We start from the raw sequence: 18,087 nt of genomic DNA on the forward strand, positions 1-18,087 counted from the left end.
GACTTGTTCGCAAGGGCCAGACGACAGGTTCTCCAAAAAGAACTTAACCCGGCCACTAATTAGATGTCATTACCGATGTCAGCAGACTTCCCCGACTACCTGAACGTCGATTACACCGCCGGCGAAGGCGAGGATCCTGCCGACTACCCCCACGTCAACGACAAGATCGAGAAAGCCATCGAGGTCACCCGACAGGGCCTCGAGGAGTACGAGAACCCGGTCGTGATGTGGACGGGCGGCAAGGACTCGACGCTGACGCTGTACTTCGTCAAGGAAGTCGCCGACCAGTTCGACCTGGAGGTCCCGCCGGTCGTCTTCATCGACCACTACCAGCACTTCGACGAGCTGATCGACTTCGTCGAGCACTGGGCCGACGAGTGGGATCTGGAAGTCATCTGGGCGCGCAACGAGGACGTCGGCGACTACGTCGACGAGCACGGCCTCGAACCCGGTGACGACATCCCGATCGACGAGCTCTCCGAGCACAACCAGCACCACGTCCGCGACATCCTCGAGTACGAGGAGGACAGCTTCCCGTTCCTGCTGGACACCTACGTCGGCAACCACCTGCTCAAGACCGTCGCGCTCAACGACGCCATCGAGGAACACGAAGTCGACGGCATCATCTCCGGGATCCGCTGGGACGAGCAGGAGTCCCGCGCGGACGAGACGTTCTTCTCGCCCCGTCACGACCCGGACATCTACCCGCCCCACGACCGCATCCAGACCATCCTCCAGTTCGACGAGGCCGCCGTCTGGGACGCCTTCTGGAACTTCGTCGTCCCGGACACGGTCGAGGAGTTCCCCGAGGAGGGCTACGTCCCCGAGACCGACGACGACCTCCCCGAGGGCGTCTCTCAGGAGGACATTCCGGTCTCGCCGAAGTACTTCGCCGGGTTCCGTTCGCTCGGTTCCGAGGTCTCGACCGACAAGGCCGCCGAGGAACCCGCCTGGCAGCAGGATCTGGAGTCGACGACCGAGCGCGCGGGCCGCGCCCAGGACAAAGAGGACCTGATGGAGCGCCTGCGCGACCTCGGTTACATGTAAACCTCGGTTCTGTCTTTTTCGCCCGCGGCACCTCCACTGGGTGACGGTGCTGGCGGCACTCTCCGGCCGTTTCGCGATTACGATGGACCGTCACGAGCCGTCGGCTCGCGAGGTATCCATCGACAGAAATCGCCGGCGAACTCACCGCAGGCCAAACACTGTGGGACGCCCCGTCTGGATCACTCCGCGTGCTCGTCAGTCTTCGCTGCGACGAGCGCCGGCAGGTCGGTCGCCATCTGTCTGGCCTGGCGGAGGTGAAAGACGGCCGTCTCGTCGGTCGCGTTCTCCAGCGCCGCGTCGAGGTGCTCCGAGAGTGTCCGCTGTGTCTCTTCGAGCGGGTCCTCGCATCTCATGATCTACTATTTGGTTTGGGAACGGATAGGTCTGGCGACTGGTTTGAGTGGGACTCACCTGTCCGGATAGATGTCCCGCTCACGGGACATGGATCGTGAATCTTCCCTCAGCGCCGCGGCGATATCAGGAATCGTCCTCCACGTAGAGATACAGCGCTACGACGAACAGCACGACTTCCGCTGCTTTCGACCAGACGGCGTCCCAGTTGAGCTCGCCCATCACGTAGAACGCCGAGGCGAAGCCTTCGAAGCCGCCGTAGACGAAAAACGCGAGGAACGTCACGAGGGCGTAGCCGGCGGCGACGAGGTAGAGCTCCCGTCGCCAGTAGCGGCTGAGATACAGGACGATCCCGCCGAGGAAGCCGACGCCGTTCAGGACGAAGAGGACCCCCAGCGTCTGGTCGAACTCCACGAACTGCGGTGCGAGCAGCAGGTGAAACGCCGCCGTGACGACGGCCGCGATGACGGCGACGTATCCGACCGGATGGGACGGCGGGCTGACGAGCGGTTCTTGCTCTCCGAGGGCGGTCGATCCGGCGGCCATGTCCGGAACCACTCGCGGAGGCGTATATGGGCCGACCGGAAACCCAAAATCCATCGAACAAACCGACAGTATTATGTAAAAATATCTGACTTTCTAGGTGACTGTTTTCCAGTTCCAGGACGATCCCCGACGCAAAAATGTGGGTATAACGCGTTACTCGTCCAGCTCCCCGATCAGTGACTCCAGGGTTCCGATGCACCCCTGCGACCTGCGGTTCGCCTTCGGGGTCGCTCACTCCGTTCGCTCGCGTCCAATGAACCGCACGCTCTCGGCAGGCGGATGCGTGGTCGTTCGTTTCTGCTCACGTTGTGATCACGCACTGGATTGTCTCTCCACAAGACACTTCCCGTGACCGTCTGCGCTACCTGTATGAACCGCCGCCGATTTCTCGCCGCGACTGCCCTCTCCGCCTCGCTCTGCGGCTGTCGCACTCGCGGATCGGAGACGCCCGCGAGCCACGACGAGACCGAGAACTCCACGCCGACGGAGACCGAAACGGCAACCGACATCCCGACGACTGCGACGACGCAACCCACGTCCCCCGCTCCGACCGCGACCGACGACTGCCAGTGGCCGGACATGTGCGAGGGTTCGCAGATCGTCGAAGTAGACGTGAGTTCGAGGTTTTCGGGCGACGTGACGCTCGAAGCCGACTGCCGCAGTGAAGCGTTCGCCGTCGAACCCGGCGAGTCGGTCCTCGTCGAGCGGAAGCAGGACGCCGAGTCCTGTCGAGTGCGGCTGCTCGTCGACGGCGAGGAGGCGTACAGCGAGGACATTCCGGGATACAAGCGCGTGACGCTGACAGTGGGATCGGACGGCGAGGTCGAGGTCGAAGGAATCGTCTACTGACCGGACGCCGGTCGGCCGCTGACTCTACCCGTCCAGGTCCTCGATCAGCGACTCCAGCGTCCCGATGTGCTCCTCGAACTTCTCGCGGCCGAAGTCGGTCAGTTCGTAGGTCGTCTGGGGTTTGCGGTCGACGAACTGCTTCTCGACGGCGACGCAGTCGGCGTCTTCCATCCGCTGGATGTGGCTGGCGAGGTTCCCCTCGGTCACGTCCAGCGCCTCCTTGAGGTCGGGGAAGCTCGTCTCGCCGTGCTGGTAGAGGTGGGCGAAGATCTGCAACCGGGTCGGCTGGTGGACGAGTTTGTCGAAGTCCATGAGTCAGGTCCGCGTCAGGTACACGTAGGCGGCTATCGCGTACAGGGCGAAGAGAATACCGAAGAGGCCCACGCCCACCCACCGGAGGAGCTGGACGTAGGGGATCCACGAGGCGTACACCAGCACCCACGCGCCGCCGACGTAGAAGACCATCCGGTCCCGGCGCCGGACGCGGTAACTCACGAGGACGGCGCCCGTCACCAGCAGCGCGAGACCGATCGTCGCCAGCACCAGTCCGAAGTACAGCAGCGCGCGGTCGAGGCCGCCGACCTGTGTGGCCGCGTCGCCGGCGACGCCAGCGATCCCGAACAGGAACACCGCCAGTGACCCGTAGATGACGCGCCAGCTCGGTGCTCCGGAGGGCGCTTCACGCTGGGGCAACCGGGTCGACACGAGCCACAGCGTCGCGACCGCGACGATGCAGAACCCGCCCCAGATCGCGGTGTAGGCGGCCCCGCCGAGCGACTCGTACAAGAAGAACGTCGCCTGTACGAGTACCGCGGCGAAGCCGATCAACAGCCCGGCGACCAGCCAGAGGCGTGCTCGCCCCGGGTACTGCTCCGCCAGTCCGATCGCACCCTTGATATCCGAGAGCTGGCGCTGGAGGTCCTCCGGGTCGACCTCGTCAGTCGCGTCACTCATCGCGACCACCCCGCCGTCGGGGCATCGCTGCTGTGGATCCGCCCGCTGCTGGCGGTGCGGTTCTCGGCCGGGGTGGGCGAGCGCGGGCGAAACCCGGTGCGGTCGCCCGAGCGCGGGAGCGTCGTGCGGTCATGCGTGGATCGATGCGTTGGCGCGGTATTGTCGGAGGGCCGGTAAGTCGATTCCGGAAGCGCCGGCGGGGACCGGCAGTCGAGAGGCGGGTCGTTCACCCGAGTTCCGCCCCGCGGAAGCGCAGATAGCCCGCGAGCGGCGCGGCGACGACCCAGATCGCCATCGTCAGGACGTTGAACCACGCTTTGTGGCCGAGGTACTCGGAGTCGCCGTCGAACTGTGCGAACACCTCGTACTGGCCGGGGGCGTCCGCCCAGACGAGCCGCGGGAGGGTGTTGAAGAACGCGCCAGCGGGGGAGAGCGCGCCGATCAGCGCGCGCGCCGACTCAGAGATCGTCACGCCCGGGATCGACGCCAGTGCGTCCAGCACGGTTTCGAGGTTCAGGGCCGGCAGCGGCCCGATCCAGAACGCCGAGAGGAGGAAGTAGGCACCGAGGACGCCGATCATCGCGCGGGAGCGCGAGGTGGCAACGGCCGACATCGCGACGAAGATCCCGACCATCGAGAGAGCGAACAGCGTCGAGAGCGCGCCCAGCGTCAGGAAGCGGGCGGGATCGGGCGCGTGCTCGTAGGTAGCGACTGCGACGGCGAACGCGACCACGACGCCGAGGACCATCGTCACGACGGCGACGGCCGCCCGAGTGGCGTACTTGCCGGCGAAGTACTCGGCCCGGGAGTTCGGCAGCCCGAGGTGATACGTAATCGATCCGCGGGACCGGTCGCCGGCGATGGCGAGGTACGTCAGCGGCGCGAGGAGCAGCGGGAACCCCCACGCGACCAGCGCCGTGAAGCCCCAGGTCGTCCTGACTGGATGAGGGTGCACCTCGCTCGACCCGAGGAAGGCCAGCCCGACGACCAGCGCGAACGTCGCCACGACGCCGACGACGACGGACGAGCGGCGGATGCTCAGCAAGTCCGCCCGCGCGACGGTGACGGCGCTCACGCCGGTTCACCTCCTGCAGCCGTGGCGTGCTCGCTCGATGCGTCGGTTTCGGGTACCCCGGCGCTGTCGTCGCCAGCAGTGTACGCGTCGAACAGGTCCTCCAGCGAGGCGTCCTCGATGGTGATGTCTGTGATGGTCGTGCTCCGCTCGATCCGGCGGAGAGCGGGCATCTTCGCCCGCGGCGTCGCACAGCCGACCCGGACAACCGAGTCCTCGGCCGTCACGTCGGTCACGCCGTCGACCGCCGCGACCTGTTCGATCTCGGGCGTCCCCTCGACGGTCGCTTCGACGACGGCGCCCATCCCCAGTTCGTCGCGGAGGTTCTCGACGGAGTTGACGGCGGCGAGTCGCCCGTCGTGCAGGATGCCGACGCGGTCGGCGACGCGCTCGACCTCGTCGAGGATGTGGCTGGAGAAGAACACCGTCGCGCCCCGTTCGGTCTCCTCGCGGACGATGTCACGGACCAGCTGGACGCCGTTGGGATCGAGGCCGGCGGAGGGCTCGTCGAGGACGATGAGATCCGGGTCGCCGACGAGCGCGACGGCGAGCCCCATCCGCTGGTGCATCCCCGTCGAGTAGTCGTCAGCGGGCCGGCGGGCGTCGTCGGGATCCAGTCCCACGCGGTCGAGCAGCGCGTCGGGGTCGTCGTCGGTGCCTTTCGTTTCGACGGCGATCTCGACGTGCTCGCGGGCGGTGAGGTTCGGGACGCCGTCGAACCCCTCCGGAAGGAGCCCGACGCGCCGGCGGACGTCCCGCGGGTTCGCGGTCACGTCCGAACCGAGGACGCGGACCGATCCCGCGGTCGGCGTCAGGAAGCCCAGCAGCACGTTGATCGTCGTCGACTTCCCGGCGCCGTTCGGGCCGAGGAAGCCGAAGACCTCGCCCTGTTCGACGGACAGCGAGAGGTCCTCGACGGCGGTCACGTCGCCGAATCGCTTCGAGACGTGCTCGATCTCGATGGCGCTCATTAGCCGGTCACCCCCGGTTGCCGTGGGAGGCGGCGGAGTGTCCGAGCGGGCCGGCGTTGAATGGGTTGTTGCCGGCGACTGAGCGTCTTTGACTCGGGATTCGGTGGAGTCGTCGCTGTCCTGTGGGGTTCGAGCGGGGGGTGTCTCGGGCGGAACATCGTCCCGAAACGAAAACTAGTTTCTATTCCAATAAAGTTTGCGCAGCAGAGTAACTTTGTAGTACAAAGTTTGGTTTGCGGCGGAAAGTCGGCCGAGTCGCTGGTGTCGCCGGACAGCAACCACCTGCGCCGACGCGAGTCTTTTTGAAGGCCGGCGCTCGTACCGTGGTGTATGGCAACTTGGATCGAGGACCCGTTCGTGCGCAGGAGCGTGCTCATCACGCTGCTGTGGCTGCTGGCGATGCTGCTGGGCGGGTTCGTTCTGGTGCGCTTCGGCGATGTAATCCAGAGCCTGTTCGCGTAGTTCCCGTCGAGCGCATCTTCCCTGTGGCCCGCCGTGGGCAGTCCTGTGGGGCCCCGCGGTTCGGCGACTCGGATAAAAGTACATACGGGCGGGGAGCAACTGGGCGAACGATGGTAGCAATCGAGACCGACGTCAACCGGCCGTACGTCCCCGCCGAGGGCACGACGCTGACGGCGACGGTCGACGTCGAACCGGGTGCACGGGCGGAATCGGGGGTGAGCGAGCGCCACATCGTCCTCTGTCTGGACACCAGCGGGTCGATGGACGGGGCGAAACTCGACCAGGCCCGCGAGGGCGCTTCGTGGGTGTTCGGACTGCTCGAACCCGACGACTACGTGGGCATCGTCGCGTTCGACTCCGACGCGTCGGTCGTCATGCGGCCGACACGCTGGGGGGAGACCTCCCGCGAAGCCGCGATGAGCCACGTCGACGACCTCGGCGCCGGCGGCGGCACCGACATGTACGACGGCCTCGACACCGCGCGGACCTCGCTGGACTCGCTGGGCTACCGCCCCGAGACCGACGACGCCGTCCGCCGCATCCTCCTGCTCTCGGACGGCAAGGACAACTCCCACGAGCCCGGGGACTTCCGGCAGCTCGCGAAAGAGATCGACGGGTCGGGCATCCGCATCCTCTCGGCCGGCATCGGGACGGACTACGAGGAGGAGACGATCCGCACGCTCGGGACGGCCGCCCGCGGGGAGTGGACCCACCTCGAATCGCCCGGCGACATCGAATCGTTCTTCGGCGCCGCCGTCGAGCAGGCCCAGTCGGTCGTCGCGACCGACGCGAGCCTCCGACTCGACGCCGCGCCGGGCGTCGAAGTCAGCGAGGTGTACCGCGCGCTCCCGCAGGCTCAGGAAGTCGACGTGGACTGGCGGGGCAACGCCGCTCGCGTCCCGCTCCCCGACCTCGCAGAGCGGGAGTCCCAGCGCGTCGTCCTGAAGGTCCACGCGCCCGCCCGCGAGGAACTCGGCGAAGAGACGCTGGTCGACGTGGCGCTCACGGCGTCGGGCCGCGAGGCCACCGACGAGATCGTCGCGGAGTACACCGACGACACGGCGCTGCTCGCCGAGCACAACGAGTCGGTGTCGGTCGACCACCGCCAGACGGTCGTGCGGACGGAACTCGGGAAGGGCAACGTCGAGGCGGCCGCGACCGAGGTCGAGAAGATGACCCGGATCCACGGCGAGGACGTCGACGCGGTCGAGGAGGCCAAGCGCCAGACCCGCCTCGTCAGCGAGGGCGGTCGCGAGGAGCGCAACGACGCGACGCGGATCGTCGACGACTCCCGGATAGAATGAGCGGCACGCCGTCGCAGGGGGACCTGGTCGTCGGCCGCTACGAACTCGGCGAGGTGATCGGCGAGGGCGGGTTCGCGAAGGTCTTCAGCGCGACCGACACCCAGACGGGCGAGTCGGTCGCGGTCAAGTACCCCAACTACGAGGGGAGCCAGAACGACCGCGACATCGTCACCGCCTACTTCCAGAAGGAGGCCGAGACGCTGGAGGCGATCCGGGCGGTCGGCGGCCACCCGAACGTCATGTCGCTGCTCGACGTGGCCGAGGACGACGGTACGTCGGTGCTCGTCGTCGAACTCGTCGACGGGTACGAACTCGACGACGCGATCCGCCGGACCGGCCCGCTCGACGACGTCGACGAGGTCCGCCAGATCGGGATCGACCTCTGCGACGCGATGAGCTTCCTCCACGAGAACGAGATCGTCTACCGCGACCTGAAGCCCGACAACGTGATGATCACCCACCGCGGGGGGACGGTGACGCCGGTGCTCATCGACTTCAACACCGCGACGGGCTTCTCCACGGGCGAGGCGGCCGACGACGCCGCCGACCAGACGACCATCGTCGGCCCGTACAAGCCCCGGGAGGTCGCCGAGGCCGACCGGACGGAGATGCGCCAGGGGCCGTGGTCGGACGTCTACTCCGTCGGGAAGATCCTCCTCTACCTCCTCAAGGGGACGGTCCCGCGCAAGGACGGCGTCGACCCGCGCGACTTCGGCGCCGAGTGCGAGCCCTACCTCGCGGAGATCGTCGAGGTGGCGACCCGGACGGACTACGAGGACCGCTACCGCAACGCGACGGCGATGAAGCGCGTGCTCGAAGCCCGGGACCCGGCGCCGCCGCCAGCCGCGACCGTCCGCTACACGCAGGAAGGCGAGACGTTCACCGTCTATCCGGGCGACACGATCGGGCGGCGCCGCGCGGAGGGGCCGCGGTCGTCCATCGTCGTCGAGGACGAGGGGGAGTACATCTCGACGGTGCAGGTCCAGTTCGACACCGACGCGGACGGCGAGTGGTTCATCCGCGACCGCAGTCTCAACGGGACCTACGTCCAGACCGGCAACGGCTGGCAGCGCGTCCTCAGCGAGGAGGGCCGCGAGCGCCTCGAAGCCCGCGGCGAGGACGCGACCGACCGAGAGGGGAAGGTGCCGCCGGAAGTCTACGGGCTCCGCGACGGGGACCTGATCGCCCTCGTCCACCCGAGCTACGGCGTCACGTTCGAGTTCGAGAGTGATCAGACGTGAACTACGCGACACACTACGATGTCGGCGAGCACAAGCGCGACGACGGCATCAACGAGGACAGCGTCGCCGTCTCCGTGTTCGAACAGGGCCACCGCGAGGGGTTCCGCGGGTACGAGCGCGACCGCGCCGCCGACGACGCCGACGACCAGGCCGAAGGGGACGAACAGCAATCCGAGGGGAACGGATCGGCGGACACCACCGACGACACGGCGACGAACCGGAGCGCCGCGGCGTTCGCGCTCGCGGACGGCGCGGGCGGCCACGACGCCGGCGACGCGGCCTCGTACATCGCCACGACGGCGGTCTGCGAGCGGCTTTCGGGCACGGCCGTCGGTGCCGCCCGGAGCGACCCGGCGGGGTTCGACGTCTCGGTCGACGCACCACTGGGGCCGGAACCCCGAGCGGACGACCTCGAATCGGCGGTCGCCGAGGCCATCGTCGCCGCCCACCGGGAAGTGCTCGAATACGCATCCGAGAGCGGCCAGCAGGCCCACGCGACGATCGTCGCCGGCGTCGTCGTCGGGGGGTCGCTGCACTACGGCTGGGTGGGCGACAGCCGCGCCTACCTCATCAACGCCGCCCGGGGGGAGATCGTCCCGCTCACGACCGACCACGCCGTCGTCCAGCGCCTGCGCGAGGCCGACCGGATCGACGACGTGGAAGCGCTCGTCCACCCGCGGAGCAACGAGATCACCCGCGCAGTCGGCGGCAGCGGGCGCGAGGACGTCGAGACAGCGACGGTCGAGGTCGAGACCGCGACGGTGCCGCTGTACCGCGAGGACGTCCTGCTGGTCACGAGCGACGGCCTGCTCGACGCCCAGACCGAGGCCGCGAAGCTCTACGAGTGGTACGTCGAGGCCGACCGCGACGAGGAGATGGCCGCCGTGGTGCGCGACCGCGCCGTGACAGACGAGGAGATCCGCGACGCCGTCCTCTCGGCGCCGTCGCTCGACGCCGCGGCCGCCGGGCTGGTCGAGCTGGCGAACGACCGCGGGGGCAAGGACAACCTCTCGACGATCCTGCTCCGCGACGGGACGCTCCCGGAGACGCCCGACGACCCGCCGCCACGGGCCGCAGGCGCGGAACCCCCGCTCGAAGACCGGCGGACCGTCGTCAGCGGGCGAGACTGACGGCCGGCTTCGCCGCAGTCGACTGGTACGGTAGCTGTCAGTAACTCGGTGACGCGCGGCGAGTGAGGGCAACTGTTTTGATGGCACGCCCGCATGTTCCGACAGCTATGTCGCACGGTACGAGCGAGTCGGTCGAATGCCCCATCTGCGGCGAGGCGTTCGATCCGACCGCCGCCGGGGGTTGGTGTACGAACTCGGACTGCGGGGAGTGGCAGCACGAAGCCGCCGCGGCCGAGGAGACGGGAGGATCACAGGGAGACGACGGCCGGACGGACGACGGGTCCCGCGAGTCGGAACTCGAGGAGCCGGAGACGGAACTCGACGACCAGACCCCGGACGCCGAGTCCGGGACCGACGACGCCGGCGACGCGGTCGATCGATCGGGAGACGAGTCGGCCGAGACCGCCGAACCTGCCGAAAACGGCGAATCCGTCGAACCGGACGAACCGGTCGATGGCGACGAGCCCACGGATGCTCCCGAATCCGCCGAACAGACGGACGGCGTGTCCGCCGAATCCGCCGCGAGCGAGCCGGCCTCGGCGGCCGACGCTGAGCCGGACGCTCAGTCCGCGGACGATGCGGAACCCGAAGCCGACGAGTCGTCCGAGCCCGACGACCCGTCCGGAGACCACGCCGACGAAGGGTCGGCGGACGAGACGGATGACGACGAACCGGATCTTTCCTGTCCGGGCTGTGGCGAGGCGGTCGCCGCCGACGACAACTTCTGTGCGAACTGCGGCGCGGACGTCTCGGACCTCGAACCCGGCCCGCTGACGGCGTGTCCGTCCTGCGACGCCGACGTCGAGCCCGAGGACAACTTCTGTGCGAGCTGCGGCGAGGACCTCGATGCGCACCGCTCGAGAGGGACAGATGCGGCCGCCGCGACCGACGAATCCGAAGCGGACGCGGGCACTGACGCCGATTCCACTGGGGAGAGCGAGGCGGCAGCCGGCGACGAAGCGGCTGCCGATCCCGGGAGGGCAGACCGCGACGTCGCCGCGACCGAGTCGACGGACGATTCCGACGATTCGGCCGGTGACGCTCCGGAATCGCTGGTGCTCGTCGTGCGTAACCGCGAGGTTCAAGTGTGGGACGGGGATACGGTCGGTCGAACGATCCGCAGTATCGTCATGAACACCGGAGGCGACGAGGACGACGCGCTCAGCATCCACCGGGAGCACGTCCGGTTCGACCGCGAGGGCGGCCAGTTCCACCTGGTCGCGCTCGGGCAGAACCCGACCGTCGTGAACGGCCAGTCGCTCGATCAGGACGAGCGCGTCCCCGTCTCGCCCGGCGACCGGATCGAACTCTCCGGCGTCGCGACGATGCGCGTTCAGGCGCCCTGAGACCCGCCGCGGTCGAACCCGAGCATGGACACCAGAGACACCAGACGCGAACTCGGCAGGTCGATCCGTCTCCTCGGAGACGAGGAGCGGTGGCTCTTCGCCGGGCTCGTCTTCGGCGCCGCCGGGTATCTCATCTGGCTGGCCGGCACCGGCGTCGCCGTCTCGCAGGCCGCCGACGTCGCCTTCGGCTCGTACTCGGTGGACCCCTGGTCGACGGAGGCGGCCACACTTGCAGTTACGTTCGCGGTGCTCTGGGTCCTCCTGCCGTCGGTCGCGGCCGTCCGGTACGTCGTCGGGAACGTCACGAACCTGCGCGGGAACGTCGAGCAGTGCTACCGGTTCGACCGGCCGCTGGTCGCGCTCGTCCCGCCGCTCGCCCTCCTTCTCGTCGCCGCCGCGGTCGGCGCCGTCCGCGGCGTCGCGACGTGGTACGTCCTCGCCGCGCTCGCCGTCGCGAACACGCTCCTGCTCGTGCGGACCGTCGCCTACGGCTACCGCGTCTACTCGTTTTCGGTCCCGCGGCTCCTGCAGGGGCTACTCTTCGTCTCGGCCGTCGTCGCGACGACGGCTGCGGTCACTCGCGCGTCGGACCTCGCCGGCCAGACCGCACTGGTCGAAGCTGTCGTTGCCCGCTACGGGATCGCCGACGTCGCCTTCGGGACGGTGAGCCGCGCTGGCGTCTCGGCGCCCGCGCTCCCGCTGGCGGCCGTCGCCACGCCCGCCGTCCTCGCGTTCGCCTACGTGTGGGTGCAGCTGTTCGCCAGCCTGCTCGTGCGGATCCGCCGGCCCGACGTACCGCGGTCGGAGATCCGCGCCGGCCAGCGCTACCCGAAGGTCGTCCGACCTGGCACGACCGACCGCCTCGCGATGGGAACCGCCGCTGACGGCGGAGGCGGCCAGACCGAAGTGGCGCCGGGTGACTCCGGATCGGCAGCGACAGACGATTCCCCGAGTCCGTCGTCGGGCGACGACTCGTCTGCCGGGGCCCCTTCGACGGGCGGTGACGCCGACGAGCAGGCGGAGAACGTCAGCCAGACGCGGGTGTTCACGCCGCCGGACGACGCGGACGACGCGGCCGTCGGTGCGGACGCGACGCGGTCGGTCGGCGAGGAGGCGACCGGAGCCTCCGACGAGGACGCGACGAAAAGCGAGTTCTGCCCCATCTGCGGGGAGACCTACGCGGCCGACGCCAGCCACACCAACTGCCCGAACTGCAACGCCGTGCTCGACCGCGGCTGAGACACGGAACCGACAACACCCGGTCTTATCACGTTTCGTTCTGTTGACGAGATAGATGGTCTCCAGACGTGATCTGCTCCGATGGGTCGCCGTACCGACGGCGGCCGGTCTCGCGGGCTGTCGCGGCGTCTTCTCGGGCGAATCGGGGGCTGACACGGCGACGCGCACCCCTTCGGCGACGCTCGCGCCGGATCGCGGCGTCTCGTCCTCGCCGTCCGGTCCGACCGAACCGGGAAAGACTCCGACACGGCGGGCGACGCCGACGGATACTCCAACCGACACCCCAACGCCGACGGACACGGCGACCGCCACTCCGACGCCGACCGGAACGCCACCGTTTGAACGGGTCGAGACCGCGGCGCTGACGCCGTCTTCCGAACCGCATCCGCAGTGGTTCGGGGACTCGGTAGCGCTGTCGTCCGGCGTCGCGCTGGTCGGTGTCTATGGGGGACCGCTCTCGGTCTTCGAGTCGCGCGACGACGGGTGGGAGCGGACGGCGACGCTGTCGTCACAGGGGGCGGGGAGCGGGTTCTCGGAATACTCGTCGTCGATCGCACTCGACGGCGAGACGGCGTTTCTCGGCGGTGTCTCGCTCACGGAGAACGGCTCCGTCAACGTCGTGGAGCGAGGCGACGGGGAGTGGTCCCGTCGGGAACAGATAACCCCGACCGACCCACCCGAGGACGGCTACGTCGACTTCGGGAAGTCGGTCGCTTACGACGACGGAACGCTGGTCGTCGGCGCCGTCCAAAACCCGGGACCGATGGTCCACTGGCGGGGTGACGTCTTCGTCTTCGAGCGGTCGGGCGACGAATGGTCACAGGTCGCGGCCTTCAGTTCCGATGCCAACAGCCTGTTCGGTCGGCGGCTCGCCATCTCTGGCGAGACGCTCCTGGTCAGCGCCCCAGCGGCGGGCGGCGAGCACGACCGGGACGGGGCGGTGTACGTCTACGAGCGCTCGGACGGGACGTGGGAGCGGGAGACGACGCTCTCGATCGACGCCGACAATACCGGTTTCGGGGGGCTGGTCGCCCTCGACGGCGACATCGCCGTCGTCGCGGCGACGAGACACGACGAAACCGACCCCATCTACGTCTTCGAGCGAACCGCGAGGGGGTGGACCGAGCGAGCGACGTTCGCCCCGCCCGACAAGCCCGAGGAGCCGGACCACATCAGCGCGCTCGCGGTCGAGGGGACGACCGTCCTCGTCGGACTCCCGCACGACGATGCTGCGGGCGAGGTCGCCGGGCTGGAGTACACGGAGGGCGGGCTGGAACGGACGATGCGGCTCGTCGGCGAGCCGCGCTATCCGGTCGACGAGTTCGGGGCCGGGGTCGCGCTCGCGGACGGGACGGCACTCGTCGGGGCGCCGACGGACATCCACGACGACCGGGCCGGGCGGGCGTACCTGTTCGACCTGTAGCGTGGCGTCCCGAGCCGAGGGGGTCGCCCGCTACCGCGCGGCATCGACCTCTCCCAGCGCGTCGGGGTTCTCGATGCTGGACATGTCGCCGGGGTCCTCACCGGTATATGTTCCGCGGATGGCGCGGCGGACGATCTTCCCGCTCTGGGTCTTGGGGAACTCGTCGACGAACAGCACCTCGCGGGGCCGGAACGGCTTGCCGAGTTCCTCGCCGACCAGCTCTCTGATCTCCCCCCGCAGCTTGTCGCTCTCTTCGAACCCCTCCTCGACGACGACATAGAGGACGACGGCAGTCCCGGTCGTGTCGTCGGGGACGCCCACGGCGGCCGCCTGGTTGACGGCCTCGTGTTCGATGGCGGCGCCCTCGACCTCCGCGGGGCCGACCTTCCGGCCGGCGACGTTCAGCGCGTCGTCGGCCCGGCCGTGGAGGAACCAGAAGCCGTCCTCGTCCTGCTGGGCCCAGTCGCCGTGATCCCACAGGTTCTCCCACGTCGACCAGTACTCGCGGAGGTAGCGCTCGTCGCCCTGCCAGAGCGACTTCGTCATCGACGGGCAGGAGTCGCGGGCGACGAGGTAGCCCCGCTCGTGGTCGTCGGCGACGCTCTCGCCCTGCGCGTTGACGATGTCGACGTCCATCCCCAGCCCGGGACCGCCGAGCGTGCAGGGTTTGAGGTCCTGAATGGGCATCGGCATCAGGAAACAGCCACAGATCTCGGTGCCGCCGGAGATGTTGATGATCGGCGCCTCGCCGCCGCCCACTTTCTCGTAGAACCACAGCCACGACTCGGGATCCCACGGTTCGCCGGTCGACCCGAGCAGGCGCAGCGAGGACAGGTCGTGGCCGTCGACCCACTCATCTCCGTGTTTGCGCAGCGCCCGGATCGCGGTGGGGGAGATGCCGAACTGGGTGATCCCGTGGCGGTCGATCATCTCCCAGTAGCGGTCGGGTTCGGGGTAGTCCGGCGCGCCCTCGTACACGAAGACGGTGTTGCCGAAGTGGTGGTTGCCGATCAGCGTCCACGGCCCCATCATCCAGCCGATGTCCGACACCCAGAAAAAGCGGTCGGCGGGCTTCAGGTCGAAGCCGAAGTACAGCTCCTTCGCGCACTGGACGTTCACGCCTGCGTGCGTGTGGACGATGCCCTTCGGTTCGCCCGTGGTCCCCGACGAGTACAACAGCATCGACTCCTGCTCGGCGCCGAGTTCTCGCGTCTCGAACTCGTCGTCCTGCGTCTCGACGGCCTCCTCCCACCAGTGGTCTCGGCCCTCGGTCCACGGGATGTCGTGTCGCGATTCGTCTCCCCTGGAGCCCAGTCTGTCGTAGACGACGACTTCCTCGACGTGACCGGCCTCGGCGACGGCGTCGTCGGCGGTCCCCTTCAGTCGGACCTCGCTCCCGCGGCGGTAGAATCCGTCGCCGGTGAACAGCACCGCGCACTCGGCGTCGTCGATGCGGGTGGCCGTCGCGTCGACGCCGAACCCCGAGAAGATTGGGACGGCGATTGCACCGACCTTGAAGCAGCCGTAGAGAATCGAGACGACTTCGGGGACCATCGGCATGTAGAGCCCGACGGTGTCCCCCACGCCGACGCCCCGGGAATCGAGGTAGTTCGCCACCTGGTTCGCCTGTCGGTGGAGTTCGTGGAAGGTCACCTCCCGGATCTCGGTCGCGTTGCCGTCCGCGTCGACCGGCTCGCCCTCCCAGATGCAGGCGACCTTGTTCCGCGTCTCGGCGTCGCGGGCGGCGTGACGGTCCAGCACGTTGTGGGCGACGTTGGTCGTCCCTCCGGGATACCACTCGGAGAACTGGGGGCCCTCGGAGTCGTCCCGCACCCGGTCGTACGGCTCGAAGAACTCGACGTCGAGGTAGTCGGTCATCGCGTCCCAGAACCAGTCGACGCCCGAGGCGGGCCGGCCGGGGTCCGCCCGCGTCGTCCGGTCGACGAGTTCCTCGTAGTCGTCGATGTCGTACGCCTGCATGAACTCCCAGACGTTGGTCGACTCGACGAACTCCCGGTCCGGCCGGTGGACCACCTCGTCGATGTCGGCCAGTGAGTCGGACGCCATACCCGACGGTTCGCTCAGCGCTCACAAATCACTTGCCCGAACGATCGTGTGGTTCCGGGTTGCCGACGCCCTCGTATCGTCTCGTCGGCTACCGGAGTCGGTGTTCAGGACGGGGCGCGTATGTCGCCCGCAAGGACTTTTCACGTGGCCGTCTGAGGGTAGCACATGTACGTTCGGGACGCGAAAAACCGCGACGAGGCCTGGCTGCTCGACCACATCGAGGCGATGGGGCTCGACGAGACAGCGTTCCGTTCGCGCGACTACGTCATCGCGATCGACGAGGAATCCAGCGAGAAGGCCGGGTTCGGGCGCTATCGCGTGCACAAGACCGACGACGGCGAGGTCTGCGAACTGACGAGCATCGGCGTCCTCGACGGCTGGCGCGGGCAGGGCGTCGGCGCGCACGTCGTCGAGCGGCTCGTCGACACGGCCGGCGGCGAGGGGTTCGACGTCGTCTACTCGCTGACCGACGAACCCGACTACCTCGCGCAGTTCGGCTTCGAGCGCATCGAGGAGTCGCGGCTCCCCGGCCGGCTGGCCGAGCGCCTCGACGAGAAGCGCGAGGGCGTCGCGCCCGAGGCGGTCCCCCTCCAGATCGAGCCCGACTGGTTCCGGATGCCCGACCGCCTCCGGGAGGCGTTCAAGGGCGCGGCCGCCGCCCGCGACGACCAGGAGCCCGAAGAGGGACCCGAGGACTTCGGGATCGACCCCGACGAGGCGACCTACAAGTACGACACCGGCCGGTAGCCCCACGTGTTCGGTCGTCGCGGCGCGATTCGTCCGCGTTTCGCGTCGGGAACGGAAGTTTAAAGACTGTATCACGGCCAGTTTCGGAACAAGAATGCTCGCGATCCCGCTGCAGGTGGTCGACTCGTTCCTGCTGAAGGTGAACTTCGGCGACGCGCTCATCGTCGGGTTCGTTCTGGGATTGTTCGCGGTCGCGACCCAGCGGTCCCGGAAACTGCTGACGTTGCACCTCATCACCTTCGGCGCGCTCTTTCTCCTCGCGCCCGCTAGCATGTACTCGCCACAGGAGCTGAGCCTGCTCGGCAGCATCCTCCAGTACAAGGTCCTCGGCCTCGTCTTGCTGGTGATCTCACCCGTCCTCTACACGACCGCCCAGCAGTAATCAGCCGGTTCGCGTCGCCGTTCTCCGTATTCTCCGACTCCCAGTTCGACCGCTCTCGCTCACTCGATCTTGCCGAGCGCGGCGAAGAAATCGAGCGGCGGGCCGGCGATCCGGACCGGCCGCTCGGCGCGTTCGAGCGTCACCTGCGCGGGCGCGGACAGTTCCTGCCGCACGCGACCGTCGCTGACGACGTATCCCCCCTCCGCGTCGGTGATCCGGATCGTCACGGTGCTGTCGACGTCGACGGCCAGCGGCGGCATCGACTCCTCACCGCACATCTCCGTGAGGACGAGCGTCGACACGTTCGGATGGACCAGCGGCCCGCCCTCGCTCAGGTTGTAGGCCGTGCTCCCGGTCGGCGTCGCGACGAGGACGCCGTCGGCCTGCCCGCTGGTGTACAGTGAGCCGTCGACGCGCACCTCGAACGCCGCGCCGCCGCCGTGGCCTCGCCGCGGTCCCTGCACGACAACCTCGTTCAGCCCGGGCGGTAGCGACCACCCGTCACCGCGTGCCTCGACGCGCGGCATGTCCCGCGTCTCGATGGCCCCGCGCTCCTGGTACTCCTCGACTTCCGCGGTGACGGCGCCGACGGCGTTCTCGGGCGAGACCGCGTTGAGAAACCCGACCTCGCCGAGGTTCACGCCCATGATCGGCGTCGTTCCCGCCGCGCGAGCGGCAAAGAGGAAGGTGCCGTCGCCGCCGATACTCACCACGAGGTCGCACTCGTCCATCCGGTCCACGGGGACGCCCACGTCGTCCGGGTCGGGATGGTCGAGTTGCTCGACCGCGGTGTCCGCTGCCGATTCCTCGTCGACGGAGATGTCGACGCCCATCCCGTCGAGGCGCTCGTACAGGTCGGCGACGATGGCCGCGGCGCGGCGGTTGCCCCGCTGCCCGACGATTCCGACTCGCATCTGCCCCGACTTGGCTCCCCTCCGCAATAAACGACCCCTTCG

19 protein-coding genes are annotated in these 18,087 nt (G+C 68.5%); 11 read left to right on the plus strand and 8 right to left on the minus strand.

From position 1 onward, the window contains the following. Window positions 1–75 precede the first annotated feature (75 nt). Window positions 76–1,047, plus strand: coding sequence for a phosphoadenosine phosphosulfate reductase family protein (locus tag AB2U09_RS22155; protein WP_459194925.1), 972 nt, complete (start codon window positions 76–78; stop codon window positions 1,045–1,047). A 179-nt stretch (window positions 1,048–1,226) separates the two neighbouring features. On the opposite strand, the gene AB2U09_RS22160 is transcribed toward AB2U09_RS22155, so the two are convergent. Beyond that, window positions 1,227–1,400 (minus strand): hypothetical protein, encoded by a 174-nt coding sequence (locus tag AB2U09_RS22160; RefSeq protein WP_459194926.1) that lies wholly within the window; start codon window positions 1,398–1,400, stop codon window positions 1,227–1,229. Window positions 1,401–1,524: 124 nt separating this feature from the next. Next, window positions 1,525–1,944, minus strand: a complete 420-nt coding sequence (locus tag AB2U09_RS22165; protein ID WP_459194927.1) for a DUF7475 family protein — start codon at window positions 1,942–1,944, stop codon at window positions 1,525–1,527. 369 nt (window positions 1,945–2,313) lie between these two features. On the opposite strand from AB2U09_RS22165, the gene AB2U09_RS22170 reads away from it, so the two are divergent. After that, entirely contained in the window at window positions 2,314–2,793 is a 480-nt protein-coding gene (locus tag AB2U09_RS22170) for a hypothetical protein (RefSeq protein ID WP_459194928.1), read from the plus strand. Between the two features lie 24 nt (window positions 2,794–2,817). Here the strand turns inward: AB2U09_RS22170 and AB2U09_RS22175 are convergent, their stop codons facing one another. The 4 genes from AB2U09_RS22175 to AB2U09_RS22190 all read right to left on the minus strand — a co-directional run bounded on the left by AB2U09_RS22175 (window position 2,818) and on the right by AB2U09_RS22190 (window position 5,790). After that, window positions 2,818–3,105 (minus strand): transcriptional regulator, encoded by a 288-nt coding sequence (locus AB2U09_RS22175; protein ID WP_459194929.1) that lies wholly within the window; start codon window positions 3,103–3,105, stop codon window positions 2,818–2,820. 3 nt (window positions 3,106–3,108) lie between these two features. Then, complete coding sequence (locus tag AB2U09_RS22180; protein ID WP_459194930.1) at window positions 3,109–3,747, minus strand: hypothetical protein; 639 nt, start codon at window positions 3,745–3,747, stop codon at window positions 3,109–3,111. A gap of 226 nt (window positions 3,748–3,973) precedes the next feature. Beyond that, complete coding sequence (locus AB2U09_RS22185; protein ID WP_459194931.1) at window positions 3,974–4,822, minus strand: ABC transporter permease; 849 nt, start codon at window positions 4,820–4,822, stop codon at window positions 3,974–3,976. Further along, window positions 4,819–5,790, minus strand: coding sequence for an ABC transporter ATP-binding protein (locus AB2U09_RS22190; RefSeq protein ID WP_459194932.1), 972 nt, complete (start codon window positions 5,788–5,790; stop codon window positions 4,819–4,821). The genes AB2U09_RS22185 and AB2U09_RS22190 overlap by 4 nt, the downstream gene beginning before the upstream one ends. A 330-nt stretch (window positions 5,791–6,120) precedes the next feature. On the opposite strand from AB2U09_RS22190, the gene AB2U09_RS22195 reads away from it, so the two are divergent. The 7 genes from AB2U09_RS22195 (at window position 6,121) to AB2U09_RS22225 (ending at window position 13,935) form a co-directional block, all read left to right on the plus strand. Next, window positions 6,121–6,252: a hypothetical protein gene (locus AB2U09_RS22195; RefSeq protein ID WP_459194933.1), complete on the plus strand. Its 132-nt coding sequence runs from the start codon at window positions 6,121–6,123 to the stop codon at window positions 6,250–6,252. A gap of 110 nt (window positions 6,253–6,362) precedes the next feature. Continuing rightward, window positions 6,363–7,556, plus strand: a complete 1,194-nt coding sequence (locus tag AB2U09_RS22200; protein WP_459194934.1) for a vWA domain-containing protein — start codon at window positions 6,363–6,365, stop codon at window positions 7,554–7,556. Continuing rightward, window positions 7,553–8,797 carry a serine/threonine protein kinase gene (locus tag AB2U09_RS22205; protein WP_459194935.1) on the plus strand — a complete coding sequence of 415 codons (1,245 nt, stop codon included), beginning with the start codon at window positions 7,553–7,555 and terminating at the stop codon, window positions 8,795–8,797. Before AB2U09_RS22200 ends, AB2U09_RS22205 begins: the two co-directional genes overlap by 4 nt. Continuing rightward, window positions 8,794–9,927, plus strand: coding sequence for a PP2C family protein-serine/threonine phosphatase (locus AB2U09_RS22210; protein ID WP_459194936.1), 1,134 nt, complete (start codon window positions 8,794–8,796; stop codon window positions 9,925–9,927). Before AB2U09_RS22205 ends, AB2U09_RS22210 begins: the two co-directional genes overlap by 4 nt. Before the next feature lie 107 nt (window positions 9,928–10,034). After that, window positions 10,035–11,273 carry a double zinc ribbon and FHA domain-containing protein gene (locus tag AB2U09_RS22215; protein ID WP_459194937.1) on the plus strand — a complete coding sequence of 413 codons (1,239 nt, stop codon included), beginning with the start codon at window positions 10,035–10,037 and terminating at the stop codon, window positions 11,271–11,273. A gap of 24 nt (window positions 11,274–11,297) precedes the next feature. Further along, window positions 11,298–12,512, plus strand: a complete 1,215-nt coding sequence (locus AB2U09_RS22220) for a hypothetical protein (protein ID WP_459194938.1) — start codon at window positions 11,298–11,300, stop codon at window positions 12,510–12,512. A gap of 55 nt (window positions 12,513–12,567) precedes the next feature. After that, on the plus strand, window positions 12,568–13,935 hold the full coding sequence (locus AB2U09_RS22225; RefSeq protein ID WP_459194939.1) for an FG-GAP repeat protein: 1,368 nt from the start codon (window positions 12,568–12,570) through the stop codon (window positions 13,933–13,935). Window positions 13,936–13,965: 30 nt separating this feature from the next. On the opposite strand, the gene AB2U09_RS22230 is transcribed toward AB2U09_RS22225, so the two are convergent. Next, window positions 13,966–16,002, minus strand: coding sequence for an AMP-binding protein (locus AB2U09_RS22230; RefSeq protein ID WP_459194940.1), 2,037 nt, complete (start codon window positions 16,000–16,002; stop codon window positions 13,966–13,968). Window positions 16,003–16,167: 165 nt separating this feature from the next. Between AB2U09_RS22230 and AB2U09_RS22235 the strand changes: the two genes are divergently transcribed. After that, complete coding sequence (locus AB2U09_RS22235) at window positions 16,168–16,749, plus strand: GNAT family N-acetyltransferase (RefSeq protein WP_459194941.1); 582 nt, start codon at window positions 16,168–16,170, stop codon at window positions 16,747–16,749. Between the two features lie 94 nt (window positions 16,750–16,843). Further along, the gene (locus tag AB2U09_RS22240) at window positions 16,844–17,131 is read left to right on the plus strand and encodes a DUF8006 family protein (protein WP_459194942.1); all 288 of its coding nucleotides are present in this window, start codon (window positions 16,844–16,846) and stop codon (window positions 17,129–17,131) included. A 59-nt stretch (window positions 17,132–17,190) separates the two neighbouring features. Here the strand turns inward: AB2U09_RS22240 and AB2U09_RS22245 are convergent, their stop codons facing one another. Next, the gene (locus AB2U09_RS22245; protein WP_459194943.1) at window positions 17,191–18,045 is read right to left on the minus strand and encodes an NAD(+)/NADH kinase; all 855 of its coding nucleotides are present in this window, start codon (window positions 18,043–18,045) and stop codon (window positions 17,191–17,193) included. Between the last annotated feature and the right edge of the window lie 42 nt (window positions 18,046–18,087).

This window comes from Halosimplex yunnanense (genome assembly GCF_054504345.1).